The sequence below is a fragment of the Azotobacter salinestris genome, assembly GCF_009363155.1.
GTDB classification, from domain to species: Bacteria; Pseudomonadota; Gammaproteobacteria; order Pseudomonadales; family Pseudomonadaceae; genus Azotobacter; species Azotobacter salinestris.
Map to the genome: position 1 here is coordinate 3,063,006 of NZ_CP045302.1, position 25,392 is coordinate 3,088,397.

A 25,392-nucleotide genomic window follows, 5' to 3' on the forward strand; every position below is an offset into this window, starting at 1 on the left:
GACGAGCGCAAGCCGGGGGGCTGGCGCAGGCGTGCAGAAAGCGCAGCGCGACGGGCTGCCGCACCGGCGGCCCGTCGCTCCCACCGATTACGAAGGAGTGGATCGCAATGCAATTGAACGATGCCCGGCTGTTCCGCCAACAGGCTTACATCGAGGGTAGCTGGCTGGATGCCGACAGCGGGCAGACCCTCGCGGTGAACAATCCGGCCAGCAACGAGAGCCTCGGCAGCGTGCCGAAGATGGGCACGGCCGAGACCCGCCGCGCCATCGAGGCCGCCGAGCGGGCGCTGCCGGCCTGGCGCGCGCTGACCGCCAAGGAGCGTGCGGGCAAGCTGCGCCGCTGGTTCGAGCTGCTGCTCGAGCATCAGGACGATCTGGCCCGGCTGATGACCCTGGAGCAGGGCAAGCCGCTGGCCGAGGCGCGCGGAGAAATCGCCTACGCCGCCTCCTTCCTCGAATGGTTCGCCGAGGAGGCCAAGCGTGTGTATGGCGACACCATTCCCGGCCACCAGGCGGACAAGCGCATCCTGGTGATCAAGCAGCCGATCGGTGTCTGCGCGGCGATTACCCCGTGGAACTTTCCCGCGGCGATGATCACCCGCAAGGCCGGGCCGGCGCTGGCCGCCGGCTGCACCCTGGTGCTCAAGCCGGCTTCGCAGACGCCCTTCTCGGCGCTGGCGCTGGCCGAGCTGGCCGAGCGCGCGGGCATCCCGGCCGGGGTGCTGAACGTGGTCACCGGCAGCGCTGCCGAGATCGGCGGCGAGCTGACCGCCAATCCTACGGTGCGCAAGCTGTCCTTCACCGGCTCCACCGAGATCGGCCGCCAACTGATGGCCCAGTGCGCCAAGGACATCAAGAAGGTTTCCCTGGAGCTGGGCGGCAACGCACCCTTCATCGTCTTCGACGATGCCGATCTGGATGCAGCGGTGGAGGGCGCGCTGGCCTCGAAATACCGCAATGCCGGACAGACCTGCGTCTGTGCCAACCGCCTGTACGTGCAGGACGGCATCTACGACGCTTTCGCCGCGAAGCTCAAGGCCGCGGTGGCGCGCCTGAAGGTCGGCAACGGCCTGGAGGAGGGCGTGACCATCGGCCCGCTGATCGACGACAAGGCGGTGGACAAGGTGCAGGAGCACATCGCCGATGCGGTCTCCCGCGGCGCCCGGGTGATCGCCGGCGGCCGGCCCCATGCGCTCGGCGGCACCTTCTTCGAGCCGACCATCCTCGCCGAGGTGCCGGCCGATGCGCGGGTCGCCCGCGAGGAAACCTTCGGGCCGCTGGCGCCGCTGTTCCGCTTCAGGGACGACGCCGAGGCGATCGCCCTGGCCAACGCCACCGAGTTCGGCCTGGCCGCCTATTTCTACGCCCGCGACCTCTCCCGGGTATTCCGCGTGGCCGAGTCGCTGGAGTACGGCATCGTCGGCGTCAACACCGGGCTGATTTCCACCGAGGTGGCGCCGTTCGGCGGGGTCAAGGCTTCGGGCCTGGGCCGCGAGGGCTCCAGGTACGGCATCGAGGATTATCTGGAGATCAAGTATCTCTGCCTCGGCGGCATCTGAGCGCACGGCGGCGCAGCCATCGGGGCGGCGCCGCGAGTCATGGGCGATGGGGTTGATGGGAGGTAGTTATCGATCTGCTGCTGATCGGGGCCGGACACAGCCATCTGGGCGTGCTCCGGCGCTGGGCCCGGGGACGCCGGCCGAAAGGGCGTCTCGGATTGGTCAATGCCGTGCCGCAGGCCTGGTATGCGGGTGCCTTGCCGGGCCTGCTCGCCGGGCGCCAGGCGCCGCAGGACTGCTGCATCGAATTGGAGCCGCTGTGCCGGGCGGCGGGCGTCGAGCTGATCATCGGCGAGGTGCGCAGGCTGCAGGCCGAAACCCGCGAGCTGCAACTGGCCGATGGCCAGCTACTGCGGGCCGAGTGGCTGTCGCTGAACGTCGGCGCCGGGCGGCTCGCACCGCCGCAGCAGGACGGGCGCATGGAGATGCTGTCGGTCAAGCCGTTCGCCGCTTTCCTCGAGGGCTGGCAGCGCTGGCGGCAGGAGCCGACGCCGGTGGCGATCATCGGCGGCGGGCCGGCCGGGGTCGAACTGGCCCTGGCGCTGGCCGGACAGGTGCCGGGGCTGTCGCTGTTCTGCGCCGGGCCGCTGCTCGAGGGGAGCGCGGCGGGGCTGCGCCTGCGCGCCCTTGGCGCGCTGCGCCGGCACGGCGTGTGGGTGCGCGAGTACTGCCCGATCAGCAGGGTCGACGGGCAGCTCCTGCTCAGCGCCGGGGAACCGGTCTGGCAGGGCGCGCGCCTGCTGCTGGCCAGCGACGCCGCGGCGCCCGCCTGGCTGGCGCAGAGCGGGCTGGTCTGCGATGCGGATGGCTTTGTGCAGGTCGGTGCGACCCTGCAGAGCCTGTCCCATCCGCAGATCTTCGCCAGCGGCGACTGCGCCGCGCTGCCCGGTGTGCAGCGCAGCGCCTTCCAGGCCCTGCGCCAGGCGCCGGTGCTCAGTCACAACCTGCGCGCGGTGCTGGCCGGCCGCGCCTTGCACCACTATCGGCCGCAGCGGCAGAGCCTGCTCCTGCTCGCCACCGGCGATGGCGGGGCGCTGCTCGGCTGGCATGGCTGGAGCGCTGGCGGGCGCTTCTGCGGCTACTGGCGGGAGTGGCTGGACCGGCGCTTCATGCGCCGCCATGCTCTGGGTGGCTGAGGCGAGGGAAGACGTGTCTGGGATGGCGCCAGGAAGCCTTGTTCCCGCGTGCCGTCCGGCTCAGTCGGCCAGGATCTTCTGCGGCTGCACGGCCACTGTCCGGAACAGCTCCTCCGCCGGCTGCGGCCGGCCGAAGAGATAGCCCTGGCCCAGCTGGCACTGATTGCGCTCGAGGAATTCCGCCTGCTCGGGATGCTCGATGCCCTCGGCGAGCACGCTCAGGCCCAGGCTCTGGGCGAGCACGATCACCGAGCGGGCGATGGCGACGTCCTTGCCGTCGGACGGCAGGCCGGCGACGAAGCCGCGGTCGATCTTCAGCTTGTCCACCGGCATGCTCTTCAGGCGCTGCAGCGAGGAATGGCCGGTGCCGAAGTCGTCGATCGCCAGGCGCACGCCCAGGTCGCGCAGCCGCTGGAGCTGGCGGCGGGCGCTGTCCGGGTCGTCCATCACCGCGCTCTCGGTGATCTCCAGCTCCAGATGACGCGCCTCCAGGCCGGTGCGGGCGAGAATCTCGGCGACCTGCAGGTCCAGCCGGCCGCGGCCGAACAGGCGGGTGGAGATGTTCGTTGCGACGACTTCGAGCCTGCGGCCGGCCTTCAGCCAGCTGCGCATCTGCCGGCAGGCCTGTTCCAGCACCCAGAGGTCGATGGCGCCGATCAGGCCGTTCTCCTCGGCGACCGGGATGAACTCGCCGGGCGGCACCAGGCCGCGCTCGGGGTGCTGCCAGCGCACCAGCGCCTCGGTGCTGACCATCTGCCCGCTCCTCAGGTCGTGAACCGGCTGGTAGTGGACGCGCAGCTCGCCATGCTCGAGGGCATGGCGCAGGGCGGCGATCAGCTCGACGCGCTGGCGGGCGTAGGTGGTCAGCTCCTGGCTGTAGAAGGCGTAGGTGGCGCGTCCGTCGCTCTTGGCCTTGTGCAGGGCGGAGTCGGCATTGCGCATTGCCTGCTCGAGGCTCTGTGCGTCGCCGGGGAACAGGCTGATGCCGATGCTGGCGCCGATCAGCAGCTTGTGGTTCTCCAGGTCGATGGGCTGGTTCAGCGCCTCGAGGAGGGTGGTGGCCAGGGTGGCGGCCTGTTGCGGCGGGCAGTTCTCGCAGAGCAGGCCGAACTCGTCGCCGCCCAGGTGGGCGAAGGTCATGCCCTGGCGTACCACGTGGTAGACCAGGTGCTGACTGATGTTCTTGAGCAGCTGATCGCCGAGCTTGTGGCCGAGACTCTCGTTGATGTGCTTGAAGTGATCGAGGTCGAGCAGCAGGACCGCGCCCTGACCCTTCTCCAGGCGGGCCCGCTCCAGGGCGTGCTGGATGCGCTCCTTGAACAGCAGGCGGTTCGGCAGGCCGGTCAGCGGGTCGTAGTGGGCCAGGTAGTCGAGTTCGGCCTGGGAGCGCTTGATCATCGACAGGTCGGAGAACACCGCCACATAGTGGCTGATGCTACCGTCCTCGTTGCGGATGGCGCGGATGCTCTGCCACTGCGGATACAGCTCGCCGCTCTTGCGGCGGTTCCAGATCTCGCCGCTCCATTCGGCGCGCTGGCGCAGGGAGTGCCACATCTTCCGGTAGAATTCCCCGTCGTGCCGACCGGACTTGAAGAGCGAGGGCATCCGCCCCAGCACCTCGGCCTCGGCGTAGCCGGTGATCCGGGTGAAGGCCCGGTTGACATAGACGATCCGCTGGCTCGCATCGGTGACCAGCACGCCTTCGAGGGTGCTGTCGAACACCGCGGAGGCCTGGCGCAGGCTGGCGGCATGGGCACTGCGGTCGGCGAGCTGGCGGCGGCCGATGAAGTAGAACAGCAGGGCGGTGAAGAGAATGGAGACGATGCCCCTGAGCGTCTGCCAAGCGTTCAGATCCGAGCTATCTTCGAGCAGGGAGATCAACAGCCAGTCGCTGGCGGTGATCCACAGGAGGGAGAGGAGTACGTAGGCCAGGCAGGCGAGCAGCAGGGGGAGGCGCCTTTTCATCGGCAAGGCTCTGATCCATGACTGCCGGATAGGATGATCGTGCTGTGGAAACATTTCTTATCCAAAGAAGCGCGGGTTTTCCAGCCGAGTGCGCTTGACAACGAGGCTCATATGGGCCGCTGTTCGACTACCGAGGCATACACGCATGTGGTACGACGGTTTTCTCGATCTGCCGCCCTGGCAGCTCATCATAGTGACCTTGCTGCTCACGCATTTGACCGTGGTCAGCGTCACTGTGTATTTGCATCGTTATTCGGCGCATCGTGCGCTGGATCTACATCCGGCTGTGAAGCACTTCTTTCGTTTATGGCTGTGGCTGACCACCGGCATGAACACCCGCGAGTGGACCGCCGTCCACCGCAAGCACCATGCCCGCTGCGAGACGCCGGAGGATCCGCACAGCCCCCGGCACAAGGGGCTGGCGAACGTCCTGTGGCGGGGCGCCGAGCTGTACAAGGCGGAAGCGGGCAATGCCGAGACGCTGCGCATCTACGGCAAGAACTGTCCGGACGACTGGATCGAGCGGCAGGTCTACTCGCGCTTTCCCAACGGCGGGGCGACGCTCATGCTGCTGATCGACCTGATGCTGTTCGGCGTGCTCGGCCTGACCGTCTGGGCCGTGCAGATGATGTGGATCCCGTTCTGGGCCGCCGGCGTGGTCAACGGGCTCGGCCATGCCGTGGGCTACCGCAATTTCGAATGCCGCGACGCCGCCACCAATCTGGTGCCCTGGGGCATCCTGATCGGTGGCGAGGAGTTGCACAACAACCACCATACCTATCCCGGTTCGGCCAAGCTCTCGGTCCGCGCCTGGGAGCTCGACATGGGCTGGGCCTGGATTCGCCTGCTGGTCCTGCTGGGGCTGGCCGAGGTCAGGCGCACCGCGCCGGTCGCCCACCGGGTGGCAGGCAAGCGCCATCTGGACATGGATACCGCCAGGGCGCTCCTCAACAACCGCTTCCAGATCATGGCGCATTACCGCAACCGGGTGATCGCCCCGCAGGTGCGCATGGAGGAGGCCCTGGCCGAGGCGTCGGTGCGCCATCTGTTCCACAGGGCCAAGGGACTGCTGGCGCGCGAGACCAGCCTGCTCGAGGCAAGCCAGCAGGTGCGCATCCAGTCGCTCCTCAAGCAGAGCCAGACGCTCCGGGTGGTCTACGAGCAGCGCCTGGCGCTGCAGCAGATCTGGAGCCGGACCAGCACCAACGGTCAGGAGCTGCTCGCCGCGATCGGGACCTGGATCCACGAGGCCGAGGCCAGTGGCATCCAGTCCCTGCGCGAGTTCGCCGAGCACCTGAAGACCTATTCGCTGCGTCCCGCTGCGACGCTTGCCTGAGAGGCCGCGAACTTTGTCGGCGGCCGCTGATCTGATAGCCGTCGCCCGTGGGGCGACGGCGGTTGTCGTTCAGGTCGAGGGAGTGGGATGGCATGAGCCTCAAGGGGGCACCGATTACCCGCAGGCGGCGGGCATCCGGACGGGGAGAGGCATCGGCCCTGCGGCAGGCGCAGGCCGAGTTGCGCCGCCTGAAGGCCCGCGAACAGCTGTTCGGCAACTTGCTGGCCAGCGTCAATGCAGTGCTCTGGGCCTGTGACTGGCAGGCGCGGCGCATGCTCTACCTCAGCCCGGCCTACGAGCGGATCTTCGGTCGTCCGGCCAAGTCGCTGCCCGACGCCCTGAGCGGCTGGCTGGAGTGCGTGCACCCGGGCGACCGCGACTACGTTCTGGGCAGCCTCGACCAGGTGCTCGACAAGGGGGCCATCGAACAGCGCGAGTACCGCATCATCCGCGGCGATGGCCAGCTGCGCTGGCTGAACGACAAATGCTACTGCGGCGATCCGGACGAGGACGGACAGGCGCGGATCATCGTCGGCCTCGCCGAGGACATCACCGAGCGCAAGCAGCTGGAAGGCGAACTGCAGCGCTTGGCCAGCACCGACGGGCTGACCCGCAGCAGCAATCGCCGGCATTTCTTCGAGTGCGCCCAGCGCGAACTGCAGCTCGCACGCCAGTACGGCACGCCGCTGGCCTTTCTGCTGCTGGACATCGACGACTTCAAGCGAATCAACGACACCCGTGGTCATCAGGTCGGCGACCAGGTGCTGCAGCGACTGGCCGACTGCTGTGCCGCGACGCTGCGCGGCGGCGACCTGTTCGGACGCATCGGCGGCGAGGAGTTTGCCGCACTGTTTCCCCACTGCCGTCCGGAGCAGGCCCTGCCGATCGCCGAGCGCCTGCAGCGGAGAATCGGGCAACTGCTGTTCGAGGCCGGCGGCGAGCCCTTCCGCATCACCGTCAGCCAGGGGCTGGTCGGCCTGGAGGCCGACGATGCCGACCTGGGGGCGCTCTATGCGCGCGCCGACGCGGCCATGTACCAGGCCAAGCGGCAGGGCAAGAACCGCATCGTCCGGCTCTAGCCTGTGCCTGCGGGCCCTCTCCTGCATGTTTCTGCAGGGATTTTCCATACATGCTCGGCTGACAAGAGTCAATAAATAATAAGTATCTAGCCGCTTCGTATATCCTGTCTATTCTCCATCTTCAGGCCCGGCTATCGTTGGCGCGGCTCCTGCGTGACGGTCGCAGGGTGCTCAATGGCTCTGCACATGACCTGTCCTGGGGAGCACAGGCCATGCTGCTGCAGTGCCACTCGAAAATAAGAATGGAGAATAACAAGATGACAAAAGCCACCCTGGCGCTGGCTGTGTCGGCCGGTATTCTGGGCCTGTCGGTGAGCCAGCAGGCTGCTGCCGAGTTTTTCAAGGACAGCAAGGCCAGCCTGGAGCTGCGCAACTTCTACATGAACAAGGATTTTCGCGACGAGGTCAGCGCTGCTCGCAATCAGCAGTCCAAACAGGATGAATGGGCACAGGGATTCATCCTGAAGTACGAGTCCGGTTACACCGAAGGGCCGGTCGGCTTCGGCCTCGACGTGCTCGGTCTGGTGGGCGTGAAACTGAATTCGAGTCCGGGCGAGGCCGGAACCGGCTTGCTGCCGGGCGGGTACAACAACCGGGCGCCGGACGACTACAGCGAGCTGGGCGTGACCGGCAAGGTCCGCTACTCCAAGAGCGAGCTCAAGGTCGGCACCCTGCTGCCGAAGAACCCGGTACTGGTCTACAACGATACCCGCCTGCTGCCGCAGACCTTCCAGGGTGGCAACCTGCAGATCAAGGAGATCGAGGGATTGACCCTGGACTTCGGCTATCTGGACCAGGTCAACTACCGGAACTCCACCAACAATGAGGAAATGGGTCTGGTCAGCGCCAACCGGCGCAACATCACCATCAAGCCCGGTGGCGAGAACGAGGCGAACTTCTTCATGTACGGCGGCGCCACCTACCAGGTGACCAAGGCTCTGACCGCCACCTACTACTACGGCGAGCTGGACGACCTCTACAAGCAGCACGCCTTCAACCTGGTGCATGTGCTGCCGCTCGGCAAGAACTCGCTGAAGACCGACCTGCGCTACGCCCGCTCCACGGACGATGGTGAGGCCCATGTCGACAACCATGCCTTCGGCCTGCTGACCACCTACGCCATGGGCGCTCACAAGTTCGGCCTGGGCCTGCAGAAGATGCAGGGCGATACCGGTTTCGCGCAGATCAACGGCACCGACCCCTTCCTGGTCAACTACATCCAGGTCAACGATTTCGCCAACGCCGACGAGCGCTCCTGGCAGCTGCGCTACGACTACGACTTCGCGGCGCTCGGCATCCCGGGCCTGACCTTCATGACCCGTTACGTTTCCGGCGACCATGTCGACCGCGGCCCGGGCTCCGACGGCAAGGAATGGGAACGTGATACGGATATCGCCTACGTGTTCCAGAGCGGCATGCTGAAGAACCTGAGCCTGAAGTGGCGTAACGCTACCATGCGCAGCAACTTCGTCCGCGACGTCGACGAAAATCGTCTGATCGTCAGCTACACCCTGCCGCTGATGTAACTCCCCGGGGCGGCCATGCCGCCTCCTCCCGACGCTCCCATCCGTCAGGGCGGGAGCGGCCGGAGTCGCCGCATTCTCGCATCGTGCTCGTCCCCGGCGCCGCCGGGCGTTGAAAAAGCTGTTGTCTCTAAATAGCTTATGCCCAGCGCAACCGAGCTTCCTGCCCATGACCGAAACCACTTCTGCCATCGACATCCAGCGCCTGCGCGAATCTGCCGGTCAGGCCGAGCAGTTGCTCAAGGTGCTGGCCAATCCGGATCGCCTCATGCTGCTCTGCCAGCTGTCCCACGGCGAACGCAACGTCGGCGAGCTGGAGGCCCTGCTGGGCATCCGCCAGCCGACCCTGTCTCAACAGCTTGGCGTGCTGCGCCGCGAAGGGCTGGTGGAAACCCGCCGCGACGGCAAGCAGATCCATTACCGGATCAGCAGCCCGCAGGCCCTGGCGGTGATCGAAACGCTTTACCGGCTGTTCTGCGCCGATGGACACTGAGCGGCTGCTCAGCGCCGTCGTGCGGCCGGCTGCTGCTGGGTGATGCAGTGGATGTTGCCGCCGCCGAGGAGAATCTCCCGGCCGGGCAGCATCAGCACCTCGCGGCCGGGGAACAGCTGCCGGAGGAGGGCCTCGGCCTCGGCGTCGCGCGGGTCGTCGAAGGCCGGCGCGATGATGCCGTGGTTGACGATCAGGAAATTCACATAGGAGGCGGCCAGGCGGATCGAAGGATCGCGCGGCTGGCTGCCGGCGACCAGATCGACGCCGGCGCATTCCTCCTCGCTGGCGTACAGCGGGCCGGGAATCGGCATCCGGTGCACGCGCAGGGTGCGGCCGCGGGCGTCGCGGACATGTTCGAGCAACTCCAGGGCCGCCCGGCAGCGCGGGTGGTTGGGGTCCTGGGGATCGTCGGTCCAGGCAAGCAGCACTTCGCCGGGGCGCACGAAGCAGCAGAAGTTGTCGACGTGGCCGTCGGTCTCGTCGTTGTACAGTCCCAGCGGCAGCCAGATCACCCGCTCGATGGCCAGGTGCTCGGCGAGCACGGCCTCGATCTCCGCGCGCGACAGGTGCGGATTGCGGTTCGGGTTGAGCAGGCATTCCTCAGTGGTGAGCAGGGTGCCTTCGCCATCGACATGGATGGCGCCGCCCTCCAGCACGAAGCCTTCGGTGCGGTAGCGGGCACAGCGTTCGAGGCCGAGGATCTTGCGCGCCACCTGGTCGTCGCGGTTCCAGGGTGCGTACAGGCCGCCGGCGAAGCCGCCCCAGGCGTTGAAGGTCCAGTCCACGCCGCGCACCTCGTCGGCGTCGTCGACCACGAAGGTCGGTCCGGTGTCGCGCACCCAGGCATCGTCGCTGCCCAGCTCGACCACCCGGATGTCGGCGCCGGCGAGGCGGGCGCAGGCGTTCTCGTACTGGGCGGCGGAGACGCCGACAGTCACCGGCTCGAAGCGGGCGATGGCGCGGGCCACCATGGCGAAGGCGGCCTGCGCCGGCTTGCCGCCGAGCCGCCAGTTGTCCGGGCGCTCCGGCCAGATCATCCAGGTCTGGCTGTGCGCTTCCCACTCGGCGGGCATGCGGAAACCGTCGGCACGCGGCGTGCTGGTCAGGGTTCGCATCGGCTCACCCATCCTCAGGACTCCAGGCTGCCGTCGAGGGTCTTGATCGCGCCGTACAGGTTGGGCCGGCGGTCGCGGAACACCCCCCAGGCGCTGCGGATGTGCTCCAGGCGGTCGAGGTCGAAGCTGTGCACCAGCACGCCTTCCTCGGTTTCGCCGAGTTCCTCGACCTTGGCGCCGAACTGGTCGGCGATGAACGACGAGCCATAGAAGTCGATGTGGTAGTCCTCCTGCACCTCGCGGCCGATGCGGTTGCTGGCGATCAGCGGGGTCAGGTTGGCGCCGGCGTGGCCCTGCTGCACGCGCTGCCAGTGATCGCGCGAGACGATGCTCGGGTCGTGGGGTTCGCTGCCGATGGCGGTGGGGTAGAGCAGCAGCTCGGCGCCGTTCAGGACCATGCTGCGCGCGCTTTCCGGGAACCACTGGTCCCAGCAGATGGCCACGCCGATCCGGCCGTAGCGGGTCTGCCAGACCTTGAAGCCGGTGTCGCCGGGGTTGAAATAGTACTTCTCGTGGTAGCCGGGGCCGTCCGGGATGTGGCTCTTGCGGTAGAGGCCGAGCATCCGCCCGTCCGCGTCGAGGAGGGCGATGCTGTTGAAGCGCGCCCGCCCGGCCCGCTCATAGAAGCTGATCGGCAGCACCACACACAATTCGGCGGCGATTTTCTGGAAGTGGCGGATGGCCGGGTTTTCCTCGACCGGGGTGGCCAACTGCAGGTAGTCCGGGTTCGGCTTCTGGCAGAAATAGGGGGTCTCGAACAGCTCCTGGAGCAGGATGACCTGCGCCCCCCTGGCCGCGGCCTCTCGCACCAGCCGTTCGGCATTGGCGATGTTGGCGGCGCGATCCCAGGAGCAGGCCATCTGGGTGGCGGCGACGGTGACGATGCGGGACATGACGACCTCATGGCAACGGATGGGCGTGAACCCTCAAGCTGGCAGAGGATGATGCCGGGGTCAAATGACGAAGGGGCGCGGTCGCTCGGCCGCCGTCCCTCCGCTCAGACCGTGTGCAGGTACCAGTTGTATTCCAGATCCGAGATCGAGTGCTCGAACTCCTCCAGCTCGCTCTCCTTGCAGGCGACGAAGACGTCGATGTAGTCCGGGCTGATGTAGCGGGAAAGAATCTCGTCCTCGTCCAGCCGGCGCAGGGCATCGCGCAGGTTGTTGGGCAGGCTGGGCTCGACCTGCTCGTAGGAGTTGCCTGCGATCGGCTCGCCCGGCTCGATCTGGCCGGTCAGCCCGTGGTGTACGCCGGCGAGCAGTGCGGCCATCACCAGATAGGGGTTGGCATCGGCGCCGGCGACGCGCTGCTCGATACGCACCGCATCCGCGCTGCCGGTCGGCACGCGCAGGGCCACGGTGCGGTTGTCCAGGCCCCAGCAGGGCGCATTGGGCACGTAGAACTGGGCACCGAAGCGGCGATAGGAATTGACGTTGGGGCAGAGGAAGGCCATCGAGGCCGGCATGGTTTCCAGTACGCCGCCGACCGCGTGGCGCAGGGCGGCACTCTGCCGGGGATCGTCGCCGGCGAAGATGTTCCTGCCGTCCTTGTCGAGGATCGAGATGTGCACATGCAGTCCGTTGCCGGCCTGGCCAGGGTAGGGCTTGGCCATGAAGGTGGTGTCCATCTCGTGGTCGTAGGCGATGTTCTTGATCAGCCGCTTGAGCAGTACGGCATAGTCGCAGGCCCTGATCGCGTCGGCGACATGGTGCATGTTGACCTCGAACTGCGCCGGGGCATTCTCCTTGACGATGGCGTCGGCCGGGATGCCCTGCTCCTTGGCGCCCTCGAGGATGTCCTGCAGGCAGTCGACGTACTCGTCGAGGTCGTCGATCAGGTAGACCTGGCTCGACTGCGGGCGCTTGCCGGAGATCGGCGAGCGCGGCGGCTGCGGCCGGCCGTTCACGTTCTCCTGATCGATCAGGTAGAACTCCAGCTCGAAGGCGGCGCAGACGGTCAGCTCCAGCTCCTCGAAGCGGGCCACCACCTGGCGCAGCACCTCCCGCGGGTCGGCGAAGAAGGGCGCGCCGTCGCGCTCGTGCATGGTCATCAGCAACTGCGCGGTGGGGCGCTTCTGCCAGGGTTCCTTGCTCAGGGTGTCGGGAATCGGATAGCAGATGCGGTCGGCGTCGCCGATGTCCAGGCCCAGGCCGCTGCTCTCGACGGTGGTGCCGTTGATGTCCAGGGCGAACAGCGAGGCGGGCAGGTTGATGCCTTGTTCATATACCTTGTGCAGGCTGGTGCGTTCGATGCGTTTACCGCGCACCACGCCGTTCATGTCGGCGATGAGCAGGTCGACGAACAACACCTCGGGATGTTCCTTGAGGAACGCGTTCGCTTCGTTGAGCTGAACGGCACGCGGGGGTACCGACATGATGTAACACCTTGATTGTTTAAAATTTCAATCATTCGTTGCGTCAATGTTGAGTCAATCCCAAAGCCATGGTGCTGTCAAGGCATGCTGCCGCCACTTCGGAATGGGGCTTGCATGCCGATTTTACGGCCCTTCCGAGCGGCTCCTCGGCGAGGAGGCGAGGCCGGTCGCGGCTGGCAAGGTCGCTGTACGTCGTTTCGCCTCGAGGGCTGTTGTCTAAAAAAATGAACAAGACTAAGCTCGATTCCACTCCCCGACAGCCAGGATGATGCCATGCCCCGTCTGCCCCTGATCGGCGTGACCGCCTGCACCCGCCAGATCGGTCTGCATCCCTTCCATATTGCCGGCGACAAGTACCTGCAGGCGGCGGCGGAGGGCGCTGGCGGCCTGCCGCTGATCATTCCCGCGCTCGGCGGGCTGATCGACCAGGAAGCCCTGCTGGAGCGGCTCGACGGCCTGCTCTTCACCGGCTCGCCCTCGAACGTCGAACCCCATCATTACCAGGGGACGGCCAGCGATCCGGGCACCCACCACGATCCGGACCGCGACCGCACCACGCTGCCCCTGATCCGCGCCGCGGTCGCCGCCGGCGTGCCGCTGCTCGGCATCTGCCGGGGCTTCCAGGAAATGAACGTGGCCTTCGGCGGCAGCCTGCACCAGAAGGTCCACGAGGCCGGTCCCTACGCCGATCACCGCGAGGTGGAGGACGAGGCGCTGGAGATCCAGTACGGGCCGCGCCATGCGCTGCACGTGCAGCCCGGCGGGCTGCTCGACGGGATCGGTCTGCCCCGGCAGATCGAGGTCAACTCGCTGCATGGCCAGGGCATCGAGCGCCTGGCGCCCGGCCTGCGCATGGAGGGGCTGGCCCCGGACGGGCTGATCGAGGCGTTTTCCGTCGAGGGCGCGAAGACCTTCGCCCTCGGCGTACAGTGGCATCCGGAATGGCAGTTCCACACCAATCCCCATTCCCGTGCCCTGTTCCAGGCCTTCGGCGACGCCTGTCGGCGTCGGGCGGAGCGCCTTTAGCGGGGCCCGTGGCCCGAGCGCAAGGAGTGTCATCATGAACGCCAGTGGCAAGCTGGACCGTCTTACCCTCTGGCTGAAGGAGCGCAAGATCACCGAGGTCGAGTGCCTGATCAGCGACCTGACCGGCATCGCCCGCGGCAAGATTTCGCCGACCAGCAAGTTCATCGCCGAGAAGGGCATGCGCCTGCCGGAAAGCGTGCTGCTGCAGACCGTGACCGGCGACTACGTGAACGAGGACATCTATTACCGGCTGCTCGACCCGGCCGAGATCGACATGTTCTGCCACCCCGACGAAAGCGCGGCATTCCTCGTGCCCTGGGCCATCGAGCCCACCGCCCTGGTGATCCACGACACCTGCGACAAGTGGGGCAACCCCATCGAGCTGTCGCCGCGCAACATCCTCAAGAAGGTGCTGGCGATGTACGCCGAGCGTGGCTGGCAGCCGATCGTCGCGCCGGAGATGGAGTTCTACCTGACCCAGCGCAGCGACGACCCCGACTACCCGCTGCAAGCGCCAGTGGGCCGCTCCGGCCGCCAGGAGACCGGCCGCCAGTCGTTCTCCATCGATGCCGCCAACGAGTTCGACCCGCTGTTCGAGGACATGTACGACTGGTGCGAGGCCCAGGGCCTGGATCTGGACACCCTGATCCACGAGGAGGGCACCGCGCAGATGGAGATCAACTTCCGGCACGGCGATGCGCTGCATCTGGCCGACCAGATCTTCGTGTTCAAGCGCACCCTGCGCGAGGCGGCGCTCAAGCACAACGTCACCGCCACCTTCATGGCCAAGCCGATGACCGGCGAGCCGGGCAGCGCCATGCACCTGCACCAGAGCGTGCTCGACCGCGATGGCCAGAACATCTTCTCCAACCCGGACGGCTCCATGAGCGAGCTGTTCCTCAACCATATCGGCGGGCTGCAGAAGTACATCCCCGAGCTGCTGCCGCTGTTCGCGCCCAACGTCAACTCGTTCCGCCGCTTCCTGCCCGGCACCTCGGCGCCGGTCAACGTCGAGTGGGGCGAGGAGAACCGCACCGTCGGCCTGCGCGTGCCGGACTCCGCGCCGCACAACCGGCGGGTGGAGAACCGCCTGCCGGGCGCCGACGCCAATCCCTACCTGGCCATCGCCGCAAGCCTCCTGTGCGGCTACATCGGCATGGTCGAGCAGTTGCAGCCGAGCGCCCCGGTGCAGGGCCGCGGCTACGAGCGGCGCAGCCTGCGCCTGCCGCTGACCCTGGAGGCGGCGCTGGAGCGCATGGAGAACTGCCGTGCCCTGGAGCGCTACCTGAGCCCGCGCTTCATCACCGCCTACATTGCGGTGAAGCGTGCCGAGCACGAGAACTTCAAGCGGGTAATCAGTTCCTGGGAGCGGGCCTTCCTGCTGCTCTCGGTGTGATCGGCCAGGCATTACCCCGGCCCGCCCACCGGCCCGGTGGGCCGTGCCCCGTCGTAGAGGAGGGCTTCCCATGAAAGACTCCACCGGCAATCCGCAAACCCGGCAGTGGCAGGACCTCAGCCGTGCCCACCACCTGCCGCCGTTCAGCGACTACAAGCAGCTCAAGGCCCGCGGTCCGCGGATCATCACTCGCGCCTCCGGGGTCTACCTGTGGGATAGCGAAGGCAACCGGATCCTCGACGGCATGGCCGGGCTCTGGTGCGTCAACATCGGCTACGGCCGCGAGGAACTGGTCGAGGCGGCCAGCCGGCAGATGCGCGAGCTGCCCTACTACAACCTGTTCTTCCAGACCGCCCACCCGCCGGCCGTGGAGCTGGCCCGGGCGATCGCCGAGCTGGCGCCGCCGGGCATGCACCACGTGTTCTTCACCGGCTCCGGCTCGGAGGCCAACGACACCGTGCTGCGCCTGGTGCGCCACTACTGGGCGATCAGGGGACAGCCGCAGAAGAACGTCATCATCGGCCGCTGGAACGGCTACCACGGCTCCACCGTCGCCGGCGTCAGCCTGGGCGGCATGAAGGCCATGCACGGCCAGGGCGACCTGCCGATCCCCGGCATCGAGCACATCGACCAGCCCTACTGGTTCGGCGAGGGCGGCGACCTCGACCCGGAGGAGTTCGGCATCCGCGTCGCCGACCAGCTCGAGCGCAGGATTCTGGCGATCGGCGAGGAGCGGGTCGCCGCCTTCATCGCCGAGCCGATCCAGGGTGCCGGCGGGGTGATCATCCCGCCGGACAGCTACTGGCCGCGCATCCGCGAGATCCTCGACAAGTACGACATCCTGTTCGCCGCCGACGAGGTGATCTGCGGCTTCGGCCGCACCGGCGAGTGGTTCGGCAGCCAGTACTACGGGCTGCAGCCGGACCTGATGATGATCGCCAAGGGCCTGACCTCCGGCTACCTGCCGATGGGCGGGGTGGTGGTGCGCGACCGGATCGTCGAGGTGCTCGAGGAGGGCGGCGAGTTCTACCACGGCTTCACCTATTCCGGGCACCCGGTGGCGGCGGCGGTGGCCCTGGAGAACCTGCGTCTGCTGCGCGAGGAGGGTATCGTCGAGCGGGTCAGGACACGCACCGCGCCCTACCTGCAAAAACGCTGGCGGGAGCTGGCCGAGCATCCGCTGGTCGGCGAGGTCCGCGGCGTCGGCATGCTCGCCGCGCTGGAGCTGGTCAAGGACAAGCGGACCCGCGAGCGCTTCCCCGCCGAACTGGCGGCCGGCCTGCGCTGCCGCGAGCACTGCTTCGCCAACGGGCTGGTGATGCGTGCGGTCGGCGACACCATGATCGTCGCCCCGCCCCTGGTGATTTCAGAGGCGGAGATCGACGAGTTGATCGCCAAGGCGCGGCTCTGCCTGGACCTGACTGCGGGGGAAATACCGGGTTGAGATAGGGCGGGTGAAACCCGCCGATTTCGGCGTGGTTTCGCGCCATGCCCGGCGGGTTGCACCCGCCCTACCTGCTATTGGGTAGCGAACAGTGGTTGGGCGGCGCATCGAGAGGGAAGATTATTATTGGAGTTGTGAATATGGATTACGATCAAGCTCGCATTGAAGATGCCGTTCTGGCTCTCCTGGCCGTTTTCAGTTTTGACGAGGGCCGGGTATGGAAGGGCTTCGACTTTGACGTGATGGATAGCTTGCATTCACAAGGATTCATCAGCGATCCAAAAGGCAAGTCCAAGTCGGTATGGCTCACTCCAGAGGGCATCGAACGGGGCCGAAAGATCGCAGAGCGTCTATTCGGTAGTTCCTCTGCAGATACTGGCTAATTTTTCATGCAGGTCGAACCCGCTTCGCGGCTCGGTTTGATTCGGCCTTGTAGGGCGGGAGAAACCCGCCGGACGTGGCGTGGGGGCGCATTGGAGTCGGCGAGTTGCAGCCGCTCTACGTGCCACATGGATGCCGATACCTTGCGCCGCATCGCCAGATCGGTCAGGAAGGCTTCCACCTGTGCAGCACCATTTCCACCAAGTGTCGATACCGGTGAAACTGTGTGAGCTACTTCACCCAGTCGCAATAGACCTGTTCGGTGTGGGTAGAGTAGTGTTTGACGCGAATTCGGTCACGCATCTGATCGAGTAGCCTGGGCTTGCCCTCCATGTCGTATAACTCTTCAAAACGGTCATCATGACCACGAAGCCCGCAGTCTGGACAGGGAGAGCGAGAATGACAAGGAATGTTATACACCATGCCCGTCCAGGCAGTTATGCACCAGTTGGTGTCTAGTGTGGTGAATCACAACTACTCAGGATAAGTCTTGTCTACCGCGGAGCTGGCAGAGTTTTTTCGGAGGGCATGCGATGAAAACAGGCCGCCCAGCCGTTCGGATCGAACTGACCGAACACGAGCATGCCGAACTCACCCGCCGCCGAGCCAGGCACAAGGGGCCTGCCGATATGCAGCTGCGCGCCGAGATCATTCTGTCCTGCGCTCGAGGCGAGTCCGGCTCTTCCATTGCTCGACGGCTCGGCATTACGGCGCAAACCGTTTCGAGGTGGCGCCTTCGCTTCGCCCGTTTGGGCCTGCAAGGCCTCAATGACGAGCCGCGCTCAGGCCGCCCACGCAGCATCAGTGATGAAAAGGTCCAGGAAGTGGTCGACCGGGTGCGGCAGACCCGGCCCGACGATGCCAGCCATTGGAGCTCGCGCCGGATGAGCAAGGCCACCCATATTTCACCGGCGAGCGTACAGCGTATCTGGCGAGCCTTCGGGCTCAAGCCTCACCTGGAGCACACCTTCAAGCTGTCCACCGATCCTGCCTTTGTCGACAAGGTGCAGGATATCGTAGGGCTCTACCTGAATCCGCCGGATAAGGCGCTGGTACTGTGCGTCGATGAGAAAAGCCAGATCCAGGCGCTCAATCGAACACAGCCGGGGCTGCCGCTGGAGCCTGGGTATCCGGCGACCCGTACCCATGATTATCAGCGCCATGGCACGACGTCCTTGTTTGCCGCCCTGGATGTGGCCACCGGCGAGGTGATCGGACGTCTCAAGCGCCGTCACCGCAGCGCAGAATTCCTGGAGTTTCTCAGGGCCATCGAGGAAACGGTCGAGAGCGACAAGGCCATACACCTGATCATGGATAACTATGCCGTGCACAAGACCGACAAGGTGCGTGCCTGGCTTGTCGCACACCCGCGTTATCACGTGCATTTCACCCCGACGTCTGCGTCATGGCTGAATCTGGTGGAGCGCTTTTTCTCGATGCTCACCCAGAAGTGGATAAAGCGCCAGGCCCATACCAGCGTGAAGGATCTCGAGCAGTCCATCGAGTATTACCTGGCGACCTACAACCAGAATCCAAGGCCCTTCCGCTGGCGTAAGGGAGCAGGTGAAATCCTGGCCTCTGTCGGCAGGGCTGCTCGAGCCTTGCAAAGAAATAATGAAGCGAACTTGTGATTCACCACACTAGTGTGGTGAATCACAACTACTCAGGATAAGTCTTGTCTACCGCGGAGCTGGCAGAGTTTTTTCGGAGGGCATGCGATGAAAACAGGCCGCCCAGCCGTTCGGATCGAACTGACCGAACACGAGCATGCCGAACTCACCCGCCGCCGAGCCAGGCACAAGGGGCCTGCCGATATGCAGCTGCGCGCCGAGATCATTCTGTCCTGCGCTCGAGGCGAGTCCGGCTCTTCCATTGCTCGACGGCTCGGCATTACGGCGCAAACCGTTTCGAGGTGGCGCCTTCGCTTCGCCCGTTTGGGCCTGCAAGGCCTCAATGACGAGCCGCGCTCAGGCCGCCCACGCAGCATCAGCGATGAAAAGGTCCAGGAAGTGGTCGACCGGGTGCGGCAGACCCGGCCCGACGATGCCAGTCATTGGAGCTCGCGCCGGATGAGCAAGGCCACCCATATTTCACCGGCGAGCGTACAGCGTATCTGGCGAGCCTTCGGGCTCAAGCCTCACCTGGAGCACACCTTCAAGCTGTCCACCGATCCCGCCTTTGTCGACAAGGTGCAGGATATCGTAGGGCTCTACCTGAATCCGCCGGATAAGGCGCTGGTACTGTGCGTCGATGAGAAAAGCCAGATCCAGGCGCTCAATCGAACACAGCCGGGGCTGCCGCTGGAGCCTGGGTATCCGGCGACCCGTACCCATGATTATCAGCGCCATGGCACGACGTCCTTGTTTGCCGCCCTGGATGTGGCCACCGGCGAGGTGATCGGACGCCTCAAGCGCCGTCACCGCAGCGCAGAATTCCTGGAGTTTCTCAGGGCCATCGAGGAAACGGTCGAGAGCGACAAGGCCATCCACCTGATCATGGATAACTATGCCGTGCACAAGACCGACAAGGTGCGCGCCTGGCTTGTCGCGCACCCGCGTTATCACGTGCATTTCACCCCGACGTCCGCGTCATGGCTGAATCTGGTGGAGCGCTTTTTCTCGATGCTCACCCAGAAGTGGATAAAGCGCCAGGCCCATACCCGCGTGAAGGATCTCGAGCAGTCCATCGAGTATTACCTGGCGACCTACAACCAGAATCCAAGGCCCTTCCGCTGGCGTAAGGGAGCAGGTGAAATCTTGGCCTCTGTCGGCAGGGCTGCTCGAGCCTTGCAAAGAAATAATGAAGCGAACTTGTGATTCACCACACTATTAATCCGGCAATACGAAAGCACAAATAAGGCTCATACCAGTATCGGCATATATCCTTGATTTTCAAGGAGAAACCAAAATACAGAAAGTGCCCTATTGTATTGCCGGATTAATAGGATGCCATGTCAAATTGCATCATATTAGCCATAGAGCTCATCATCCTGTGCGGGCCGGCAGTTTCCCTTCTCACACTGGGGACTCTTTACTTGCCTGTTCTCTTAATGGGGCCCGCGTCAGGAACTGGTGATTGGCGCACGGGGGCGGCAATGATCCTCTGTGGTGTATGGGGCTCAATTTCATTAGCCAATTTGGCATGGCATACGCTTGGCAAGAAAAATTGGCCTGAACATCCAATTCAATGGTTTGGCATCACAACAGGCTTAACCGTCTGCGCTATAGGTCTATCTACTATTAAGGGCTCTGCAATCATGTTTTTCATTTTTCTCGGCCCCATTATTGCCACAGCTCATCTTCTATATTTATCAAAAAGGCAAAAATTGGAATCTTAACGCAAAAGCTGCGCTTTTGCTCGCCGGTTAGTGCAAATGAACATTTTACTCCGCATCGCAACACTGGTACTCGGGCTTGGACTGGTCATTGCGCCCCCGCTCCTCATGTTCGGAATGGCTGCTTCCATGGGCGAGCTGGAGGAAGTTGACTCGCTCGCCAGACTCCTCGCAGAACCATTGCTGATTGGCCTGCTTTTGGGGGCTGGCCCTGCCTTCGTGGGGTTGCCCGCGCTGGTTTCTGGACCCCGCAGGCCATTCGTTCGCTTGGTCGCAGGTGTACTAATGGCGGCCTCGATTCTAGCCATGGCCTTAACCTTGATCGTTACTCTTCAAGGTAGTATCGCGCCGGTAATTGGTTCCGCTCTTGCCATTGAAGTAGCCGCTTTTTCTGTTTTTGTTTGGCCTGCATGGTCTTTCTCCGCTAACTCACCACTCAATCCGGATGCGCCGGCAAGCAGCACGCCGATCAATTAAAACGTTAGAGGTCACTGTAATGGTGCAAGTATCCAAAATAGTGAAATGGTTTTTCATCTTTATCGGCACGGCTCTCGGTACTTTCTTGGCGTTATGCGTATTGGCTTTCTGGTACATGAGTTCCGGGGTGTTTGGAGCAGATAGCTTTGACAGGCAGGCATGGCACAAAAAACAACGAATGAACAGGATGCCACTTGTTATCGCGGTGGGATGGCAAAGGATATTGTAGATAAACTTCTATCAAGCAAAACAACCAGGGAAGATGTGGTTTCGCTCTTGGGAAGCCCTGAGGATGGTCTGAAGTAGTCATGTATTTCTGGCTGACTTCAGCCCCCCGCCGACTTTGAAAGCGGAGAATCGATCAAAAACGATCAGATCACCCGCTCGTTTCTGCGTTTTTTAGCTGCCGCGAGCACGTCGCAGCAACCGTTTCCCGCATTACAGGCGCACCTCTCCTGCATTCGCCAGTAAATATCGGCGCGCCATCCACAGATTCGACAAGGCGAACAGCGTCACCAACTGTGACGTGTTTTTGGCCAATCCCCGGAAGCGCACCTTGGTGTAGCCAAACTGGCGCTTGATCACGCGGAACGGATGTTCGACCTTGGCTCGTACCTGGGCCTTGGCCTTCTCGATCTTGCGGATCGCTTTGTATAAGGCGCTACGCTTGCCATGCTTCTTGTAGGTACTGCGCCGGGCCGCGACCTGCCAGATGACCTGCCGACCTTCATGCTCGGGGCGCTTCTCTACGCCGGTATAGCCCGCATCGGCACTCACTACGTTTTCCTCGCCATGCAGCAGTTGGTCGACTTGGGTGACATCTGCCACGTTGGCTGCCGTGACCACCACGCTGTGCACCAGACCCGACTCAGCGTCGGCACCAATGTGAGCTTTTGCGCCGAAGTAGTACTGGTTGCCCTTCTTCGTCGAGTGCATTTCCGGGTCGCGCTTGCCGTCCTTGTTCTTCGTCGAGCTCGGCGCATGGATCAGGGTGGCGTCGACAATGGTGCCCTGGCGCAGCGACAGTCCGCGCTCGCCCAGATAGCCGTTGATCACCTCCAGTATTCCCCCGGCCAGTTCGTGCTTCTCCAGCAGGCGACGGAAGTTGAGGAGGGTCGTTTCGTCCGGGATGCGCTCCAGGCTCAGGCCGGCGAACTGGCGCAGGAGAGTGGTTTCGTACAGCGCTTCCTCCATCGCCGGATCGCTGTAGCCGAACCAGTTCTGCATCAGGTGCACGCGCAGCATGGCTGCCAGCGGGTAGGCGGGCCGACCGCCTTCGCCCTTGGGATAGTAGGGCTCGATCAGGGCGATCAGCCCCTGCCACGGCACCACCTGGTCCATCTCGAGCAGGAAGCGCTCGCGGCGGGTCTGCTTGCGCTTGCCGGCATATTCGGCATCGGCGAAGGACAGTTGCTTCATCGGGAAACTCGGACAAGGGAGCGGGTGTATTTCACCAGAATCGGGAAGTCTTTTTCAGGATTTCCCTGACGGAAACTCTACGGAAAATTCATATAGATATGTGCTTGGCATGTGCAGCGGCTTTGGCTTCGACTACGACAGCTTGCATGTCTATTTTGACGGCCAGGGTTACGTCTCCCACGCGAAAATCATGCAACACTGAGCCGGCATCCTCGGCGGTAAAGTCTGAGTGCAACACCCGACCGTTTCGCCAAGGTGTTGCCATGTCCCATCACGAATTCTGCGTTGCCGAACACACCACGATCCAGCCTCTGCCCGCCGCCCGGCGGGCTATCCGCTCTGCCAATCGCCGCCGAACCCTCGAATCCGACGCTGCTACGCGGCGATACATATAAGTTCCACATATCCCCCTTTGTGGTGCTTGTAAAGCAGCCCCGAGCCTTGCCAGACTGCGCGCCGTTGCACCACCTCGAGCCGGCCGGGCAGGGCGGCAGCGTGCGTCCCGGCACACGCCCCGTCCGGATACCTCAACGACAAAAGGAGCGGTACGCATGAAACACTTTGGCAAGACCCTTCTCGCGCTCTCCCTGGGCATGCTCGCCGCATGCGACAAGCCCGACGAGAACGCGAGCAAGCAGGCGGAAGCCACCGGCACGGCAGCCCCCGCGGCCTCGGCGCCGGCCGCGCAGACCCTGCACGTCTACAACTGGTCGGACTACATCGGCGAGAACACCCTGGCAGGCTTCTCCGCGGAAAGCGGCGTCAAGGTCGTCTATGACGTGTTCGACAGCAACGAGGTCCTGGAGGCCAAGCTGCTCGCCGGCAGCTCCGGCTACGACGTGGTGGTGCCGTCCAACCCCTTCCTGGCCAAGCAGATCAAGGCCGGCGTGTTCCAGAAGCTGGACCGGAGCAAGCTGCCGAACTGGCAGAACCTCGACAAGGATCTGCTCAAGGCGCTGGAGCCGAGCGATCCGGGCAACCAGTACGCGGTGCCCTACATGTGGGGCACCGTTGGCATCGGCTACAACATCGACAAGGTCAAGGCCGCCCTCGGCGACCAGGCGCCGGTGGACTCCTGGGACCTGGTGTTCAAGCCGGAGAACATCGAGAAGCTGAAGGCCTGCGGCGTGTCCTTCCTCGACTCGCCGACCGAGATGCTGCCCGCCGCCCTGCATTACCTGGGTTACGCGCCCGACAGCGGCAATCCCGAGGAGCTGAAGAAGGCCGAGGAGCTGTTCCTGAAGATCCGCCCGCATGTGGCCTACTTCCATTCCTCCAAGTACATCTCCGACCTGGCCAACGGCGACACCTGCGTGGCCATCGGCTACTCCGGCGACATCTACCAGGCCAAGGCGCGTGCCGAGGAAGCCGGCAACAACGTGAAGATCGGCTACAGCATTCCCAGGGAAGGCGCCGGCAGCTTCTTCGACATGCTGGCCATTCCCGCCGACGCGAAGAACGTCGAGCAGGCCCACGCCTTCATCAATTACCTGATGAAGCCGCCGGTGATCGCCGAGATCACCAACGAGGTGCAGTTCCCCAACGGCAACGCCGCGGCCACCCCGCTGGTCGACGAGGCGATCCGCACCGATCCGGGCGTCTACCCGAGCCAGGACGTGCTGAAGAAGCTCTACACCTTCCCGGACCTGGCTTCCGACGTCCAGCGCACCATGACCCGCAGCTGGACCCGGATCAAGTCGGGGACCTGAGGGTCCTGACGGGACCGGCGGTCGCCGCCCGGTCCCGGCGCTCACAACGGACGTGTCGCGCCGCAGGCCGGCCGCGTCTCCTGCAGCGGGCCGCCCGGCCCGGGCAGGCAGGCGCAGCCGGCCTGCATAGCATGGGGCGTGTCCTGCCGGCCGGCGGGCGCCCCGCAACCCGATATGCCGCCTCCCGCGGGCTGCCCGGACGATTGGCCGAAGGCCGACGGGGCGACCGGAGGCCCCCTGTTCATATAGTGGAGTTGTGATCATGGCGACTGTCGCCGGTGCTAACACGAATGCTCTCGCCGTCGATCAGCCGGCGAAGGAGGTGCTGGTCAGGATCGACCAGGTGACCAAGAAGTTCGACGCCATGGTGGCAGTGGACGGCATCTCCCTGTCCATCCACAAGGGCGAGATCTTCGCCCTGCTCGGCGGCTCCGGCTGCGGCAAGTCGACCCTCCTGCGCATGCTCGCCGGTTTCGAGCGGCCGACCGAGGGGCGCATCTACCTGGAGGGCCAGGACATCACCGAGCTGCCGCCCTACGAGCGGCCGATCAACATGATGTTCCAGTCCTACGCGCTGTTCCCGCACATGAGCGTGGAGCAGAACATCGCCTTCGGCCTCAAGCAGGACCGCCTGCCCAAGGCCGAGATCGACGAGCGCGTGGCGGAAATGCTCCGGCTGGTGCAGATGACCCAGTACGCCCGGCGCAAGCCGCACCAGCTGTCCGGCGGCCAGCGCCAGCGCGTGGCGCTGGCCCGTTCGCTGGCGAAGCGGCCGAAGCTTCTGCTGCTCGACGAGCCGATGGGCGCGCTGGACAAGAAGCTGCGCTCGCAGATGCAGCTGGAGCTGGTGCAGATCATCGAGCGGGTCGGCGTGACCTGCGTGATGGTCACCCACGACCAAGAGGAGGCGATGACCATGGCCGCGCGCATCGCCATCATGAACCAGGGGCGGATCGCCCAGGTCGGCAGCCCGATGGACATCTACGAGAGCCCGGCCAACCGGCTGGTCTGCGAGTTCATCGGCAACGTCAACCTGTTCGACGGCGAACTGGTGGACGACAGTCCCGACCACGCGGTCGTCGCCTCGCCGCAGCTGGAGCGGCCCATCTACATCGGCCACGGCATCTCCACCCGCGCCGAGGAGAAGCGCGTGACCTACGCCCTGCGCCCGGAGAAGGTGCTGCTCGGCACGGACAGGCCCGAGCTGCAGCACGAGGGGCACAACTGGTCGCACGGCCGGGTGAAGGACATCGCCTACCTGGGCGGCCATTCCATGTACTACGTCGAGCTGCCCTCGGGGCAGGTGGTGCAGGCCTTCATGGCCAATGCCGAGCGCCACGGCCAGCGGCCGACCTGGGGCGATCAGGTGTACGTCAGCTGGCTCGACGACAGCGGGGTGGTACTGCACGCTTGACTTTTCCCTCTCCCTGGAGGGAAGGGATTCCTGACTTCGTAGTCAGGTGTTTCTGCTTCGGCGAGGGCTGCCCAGGGGGGCTTGGTTATCGCCGTAAAGTTCCCTGGGTGGGGAGCTTTACGGCTTTGAACCAACCCTATGCTCCCCCAGGTCTCACGCCCTCTCCACAGACGTGACTTCCCGCCAGCCCGGCGGTAGGTCGTGAAGACGAA

The 25,392-nt window shown here is 64.7% G+C and carries 20 protein-coding genes; 15 read left to right on the forward strand and 5 right to left on the reverse strand.

Annotated elements, in window-relative coordinates; translation table 11 throughout:
- Nucleotides 1-107: 107 nt before the first annotated feature.
- Together gabD and GCU53_RS14150 are read left to right on the forward strand one after the other, a co-directional pair.
- Nucleotides 108-1,559, forward strand: coding sequence for an NADP-dependent succinate-semialdehyde dehydrogenase (gabD, locus tag GCU53_RS14145; RefSeq protein WP_152388182.1), 1,452 nt, complete (start codon nucleotides 108-110; stop codon nucleotides 1,557-1,559).
- A 68-nt stretch (nucleotides 1,560-1,627) separates the two neighbouring features.
- Nucleotides 1,628-2,695, forward strand: coding sequence for an FAD-dependent oxidoreductase (locus GCU53_RS14150; RefSeq protein WP_152388183.1), 1,068 nt, complete (start codon nucleotides 1,628-1,630; stop codon nucleotides 2,693-2,695).
- Nucleotides 2,696-2,755: 60 nt separating this feature from the next.
- On the opposite strand, the gene dibA is transcribed toward GCU53_RS14150, so the two are convergent.
- A complete protein-coding gene (gene dibA, locus GCU53_RS14155) occupies nucleotides 2,756-4,660 on the reverse strand; it encodes a phosphodiesterase DibA (RefSeq protein ID WP_244306775.1) in 1,905 nt (634 codons plus the stop codon).
- A 145-nt stretch (nucleotides 4,661-4,805) separates the two neighbouring features.
- Here dibA and GCU53_RS14160 point away from each other — a divergent pair, with 145 nt between their 5' ends.
- The 4 genes from GCU53_RS14160 (at nucleotide 4,806) to GCU53_RS14175 (ending at nucleotide 9,091) form a co-directional block, all read left to right on the forward strand.
- Nucleotides 4,806-5,996: a DesA family fatty acid desaturase gene (locus GCU53_RS14160; protein WP_152388184.1), complete on the forward strand. Its 1,191-nt coding sequence runs from the start codon at nucleotides 4,806-4,808 to the stop codon at nucleotides 5,994-5,996.
- A gap of 92 nt (nucleotides 5,997-6,088) precedes the next feature.
- The gene (locus tag GCU53_RS14165) at nucleotides 6,089-7,075 is read left to right on the forward strand and encodes a sensor domain-containing diguanylate cyclase (protein ID WP_152388185.1); all 987 of its coding nucleotides are present in this window, start codon (nucleotides 6,089-6,091) and stop codon (nucleotides 7,073-7,075) included.
- A 257-nt stretch (nucleotides 7,076-7,332) separates the two neighbouring features.
- Nucleotides 7,333-8,601 carry an OprD family porin gene (locus GCU53_RS14170; RefSeq protein WP_152388186.1) on the forward strand — a complete coding sequence of 423 codons (1,269 nt, stop codon included), beginning with the start codon at nucleotides 7,333-7,335 and terminating at the stop codon, nucleotides 8,599-8,601.
- Nucleotides 8,602-8,767: 166 nt separating this feature from the next.
- Nucleotides 8,768-9,091: an ArsR/SmtB family transcription factor gene (locus GCU53_RS14175; RefSeq protein ID WP_152388187.1), complete on the forward strand. Its 324-nt coding sequence runs from the start codon at nucleotides 8,768-8,770 to the stop codon at nucleotides 9,089-9,091.
- An 8-nt stretch (nucleotides 9,092-9,099) separates the two neighbouring features.
- On the opposite strand, the gene aguA is transcribed toward GCU53_RS14175, so the two are convergent.
- The 3 genes from aguA to GCU53_RS14190 all read right to left on the reverse strand — a co-directional run bounded on the left by aguA (nucleotide 9,100) and on the right by GCU53_RS14190 (nucleotide 12,580).
- Nucleotides 9,100-10,206 (reverse strand): agmatine deiminase, encoded by a 1,107-nt coding sequence (gene aguA / locus GCU53_RS14180; protein WP_152388188.1) that lies wholly within the window; start codon nucleotides 10,204-10,206, stop codon nucleotides 9,100-9,102.
- Between the two features lie 14 nt (nucleotides 10,207-10,220).
- On the reverse strand, nucleotides 10,221-11,099 hold the full coding sequence (gene aguB, locus GCU53_RS14185; RefSeq protein ID WP_152388189.1) for an N-carbamoylputrescine amidase: 879 nt from the start codon (nucleotides 11,097-11,099) through the stop codon (nucleotides 10,221-10,223).
- A gap of 104 nt (nucleotides 11,100-11,203) precedes the next feature.
- The gene (locus GCU53_RS14190; protein WP_152388190.1) at nucleotides 11,204-12,580 is read right to left on the reverse strand and encodes a glutamine synthetase family protein; all 1,377 of its coding nucleotides are present in this window, start codon (nucleotides 12,578-12,580) and stop codon (nucleotides 11,204-11,206) included.
- 273 nt (nucleotides 12,581-12,853) lie between these two features.
- On the opposite strand from GCU53_RS14190, the gene GCU53_RS14195 reads away from it, so the two are divergent.
- The 7 genes from GCU53_RS14195 to GCU53_RS14225 all read left to right on the forward strand — a co-directional run bounded on the left by GCU53_RS14195 (nucleotide 12,854) and on the right by GCU53_RS14225 (nucleotide 20,638).
- Complete coding sequence (locus tag GCU53_RS14195) at nucleotides 12,854-13,606, forward strand: gamma-glutamyl-gamma-aminobutyrate hydrolase family protein (RefSeq protein WP_152388191.1); 753 nt, start codon at nucleotides 12,854-12,856, stop codon at nucleotides 13,604-13,606.
- A 34-nt stretch (nucleotides 13,607-13,640) separates the two neighbouring features.
- Nucleotides 13,641-15,002: a glutamine synthetase family protein gene (locus tag GCU53_RS14200; protein ID WP_152388192.1), complete on the forward strand. Its 1,362-nt coding sequence runs from the start codon at nucleotides 13,641-13,643 to the stop codon at nucleotides 15,000-15,002.
- Nucleotides 15,003-15,072: 70 nt separating this feature from the next.
- Nucleotides 15,073-16,446, forward strand: coding sequence for an aspartate aminotransferase family protein (locus GCU53_RS14205; RefSeq protein ID WP_152388193.1), 1,374 nt, complete (start codon nucleotides 15,073-15,075; stop codon nucleotides 16,444-16,446).
- A 140-nt stretch (nucleotides 16,447-16,586) separates the two neighbouring features.
- Entirely contained in the window at nucleotides 16,587-16,829 is a 243-nt protein-coding gene (locus tag GCU53_RS14210) for a DUF6429 family protein (protein WP_152388194.1), read from the forward strand.
- A 531-nt stretch (nucleotides 16,830-17,360) separates the two neighbouring features.
- The gene (locus GCU53_RS14215) at nucleotides 17,361-18,458 is read left to right on the forward strand and encodes an IS630 family transposase (protein ID WP_152386219.1); all 1,098 of its coding nucleotides are present in this window, start codon (nucleotides 17,361-17,363) and stop codon (nucleotides 18,456-18,458) included.
- 87 nt (nucleotides 18,459-18,545) lie between these two features.
- Nucleotides 18,546-19,643, forward strand: coding sequence for an IS630 family transposase (locus GCU53_RS14220; protein ID WP_152387280.1), 1,098 nt, complete (start codon nucleotides 18,546-18,548; stop codon nucleotides 19,641-19,643).
- 557 nt (nucleotides 19,644-20,200) lie between these two features.
- Nucleotides 20,201-20,638, forward strand: a complete 438-nt coding sequence (locus tag GCU53_RS14225; protein ID WP_152388195.1) for a hypothetical protein — start codon at nucleotides 20,201-20,203, stop codon at nucleotides 20,636-20,638.
- 438 nt (nucleotides 20,639-21,076) lie between these two features.
- Here the strand turns inward: GCU53_RS14225 and GCU53_RS14230 are convergent, their stop codons facing one another.
- Nucleotides 21,077-22,057: an IS5 family transposase gene (locus GCU53_RS14230; RefSeq protein ID WP_152385958.1), complete on the reverse strand. Its 981-nt coding sequence runs from the start codon at nucleotides 22,055-22,057 to the stop codon at nucleotides 21,077-21,079.
- 551 nt (nucleotides 22,058-22,608) lie between these two features.
- Here GCU53_RS14230 and GCU53_RS14235 point away from each other — a divergent pair.
- Nucleotides 22,609-23,766 (forward strand): polyamine ABC transporter substrate-binding protein, encoded by a 1,158-nt coding sequence (locus GCU53_RS14235; protein WP_167520073.1) that lies wholly within the window; start codon nucleotides 22,609-22,611, stop codon nucleotides 23,764-23,766.
- A 262-nt stretch (nucleotides 23,767-24,028) separates the two neighbouring features.
- Nucleotides 24,029-25,180, forward strand: a complete 1,152-nt coding sequence (locus GCU53_RS14240) for an ABC transporter ATP-binding protein (RefSeq protein WP_152388196.1) — start codon at nucleotides 24,029-24,031, stop codon at nucleotides 25,178-25,180.
- The last annotated feature ends 212 nt before the right edge of the window (nucleotides 25,181-25,392 follow it).

Excerpts from the sequence above, each read along its gene's own strand:
- gabD (WP_152388182.1), top strand. The coding sequence starts at position 108 with ATGCAATTGAACGATGCCCGGCTGTTCCGCCAACAGGCTTACATCGAG.
- dibA (WP_244306775.1), bottom strand. The coding sequence starts at position 4,660 with ATGAAAAGGCGCCTCCCCCTGCTGCTCGCCTGCCTGGCCTACGTACTC.
- GCU53_RS14160 (WP_152388184.1), top strand. The coding sequence starts at position 4,806 with ATGTGGTACGACGGTTTTCTCGATCTGCCGCCCTGGCAGCTCATCATA.
- GCU53_RS14165 (WP_152388185.1), top strand. The coding sequence starts at position 6,089 with ATGAGCCTCAAGGGGGCACCGATTACCCGCAGGCGGCGGGCATCCGGA.
- GCU53_RS14170 (WP_152388186.1), top strand. The coding sequence starts at position 7,333 with ATGACAAAAGCCACCCTGGCGCTGGCTGTGTCGGCCGGTATTCTGGGC.
- GCU53_RS14175 (WP_152388187.1), top strand. The coding sequence starts at position 8,768 with ATGACCGAAACCACTTCTGCCATCGACATCCAGCGCCTGCGCGAATCT.
- aguA (WP_152388188.1), bottom strand. The coding sequence starts at position 10,206 with ATGCGAACCCTGACCAGCACGCCGCGTGCCGACGGTTTCCGCATGCCC.
- aguB (WP_152388189.1), bottom strand. The coding sequence starts at position 11,099 with ATGTCCCGCATCGTCACCGTCGCCGCCACCCAGATGGCCTGCTCCTGG.
- GCU53_RS14190 (WP_152388190.1), bottom strand. The coding sequence starts at position 12,580 with ATGTCGGTACCCCCGCGTGCCGTTCAGCTCAACGAAGCGAACGCGTTC.
- GCU53_RS14195 (WP_152388191.1), top strand. The coding sequence starts at position 12,854 with ATGCCCCGTCTGCCCCTGATCGGCGTGACCGCCTGCACCCGCCAGATC.
- GCU53_RS14200 (WP_152388192.1), top strand. The coding sequence starts at position 13,641 with ATGAACGCCAGTGGCAAGCTGGACCGTCTTACCCTCTGGCTGAAGGAG.
- GCU53_RS14205 (WP_152388193.1), top strand. The coding sequence starts at position 15,073 with ATGAAAGACTCCACCGGCAATCCGCAAACCCGGCAGTGGCAGGACCTC.
- GCU53_RS14210 (WP_152388194.1), top strand. The coding sequence starts at position 16,587 with ATGGATTACGATCAAGCTCGCATTGAAGATGCCGTTCTGGCTCTCCTG.
- GCU53_RS14215 (WP_152386219.1), top strand. The coding sequence starts at position 17,361 with ATGAAAACAGGCCGCCCAGCCGTTCGGATCGAACTGACCGAACACGAG.
- GCU53_RS14220 (WP_152387280.1), top strand. The coding sequence starts at position 18,546 with ATGAAAACAGGCCGCCCAGCCGTTCGGATCGAACTGACCGAACACGAG.
- GCU53_RS14225 (WP_152388195.1), top strand. The coding sequence starts at position 20,201 with ATGAACATTTTACTCCGCATCGCAACACTGGTACTCGGGCTTGGACTG.
- GCU53_RS14230 (WP_152385958.1), bottom strand. The coding sequence starts at position 22,057 with ATGAAGCAACTGTCCTTCGCCGATGCCGAATATGCCGGCAAGCGCAAG.
- GCU53_RS14235 (WP_167520073.1), top strand. The coding sequence starts at position 22,609 with ATGAAACACTTTGGCAAGACCCTTCTCGCGCTCTCCCTGGGCATGCTC.
- GCU53_RS14240 (WP_152388196.1), top strand. The coding sequence starts at position 24,029 with ATGGCGACTGTCGCCGGTGCTAACACGAATGCTCTCGCCGTCGATCAG.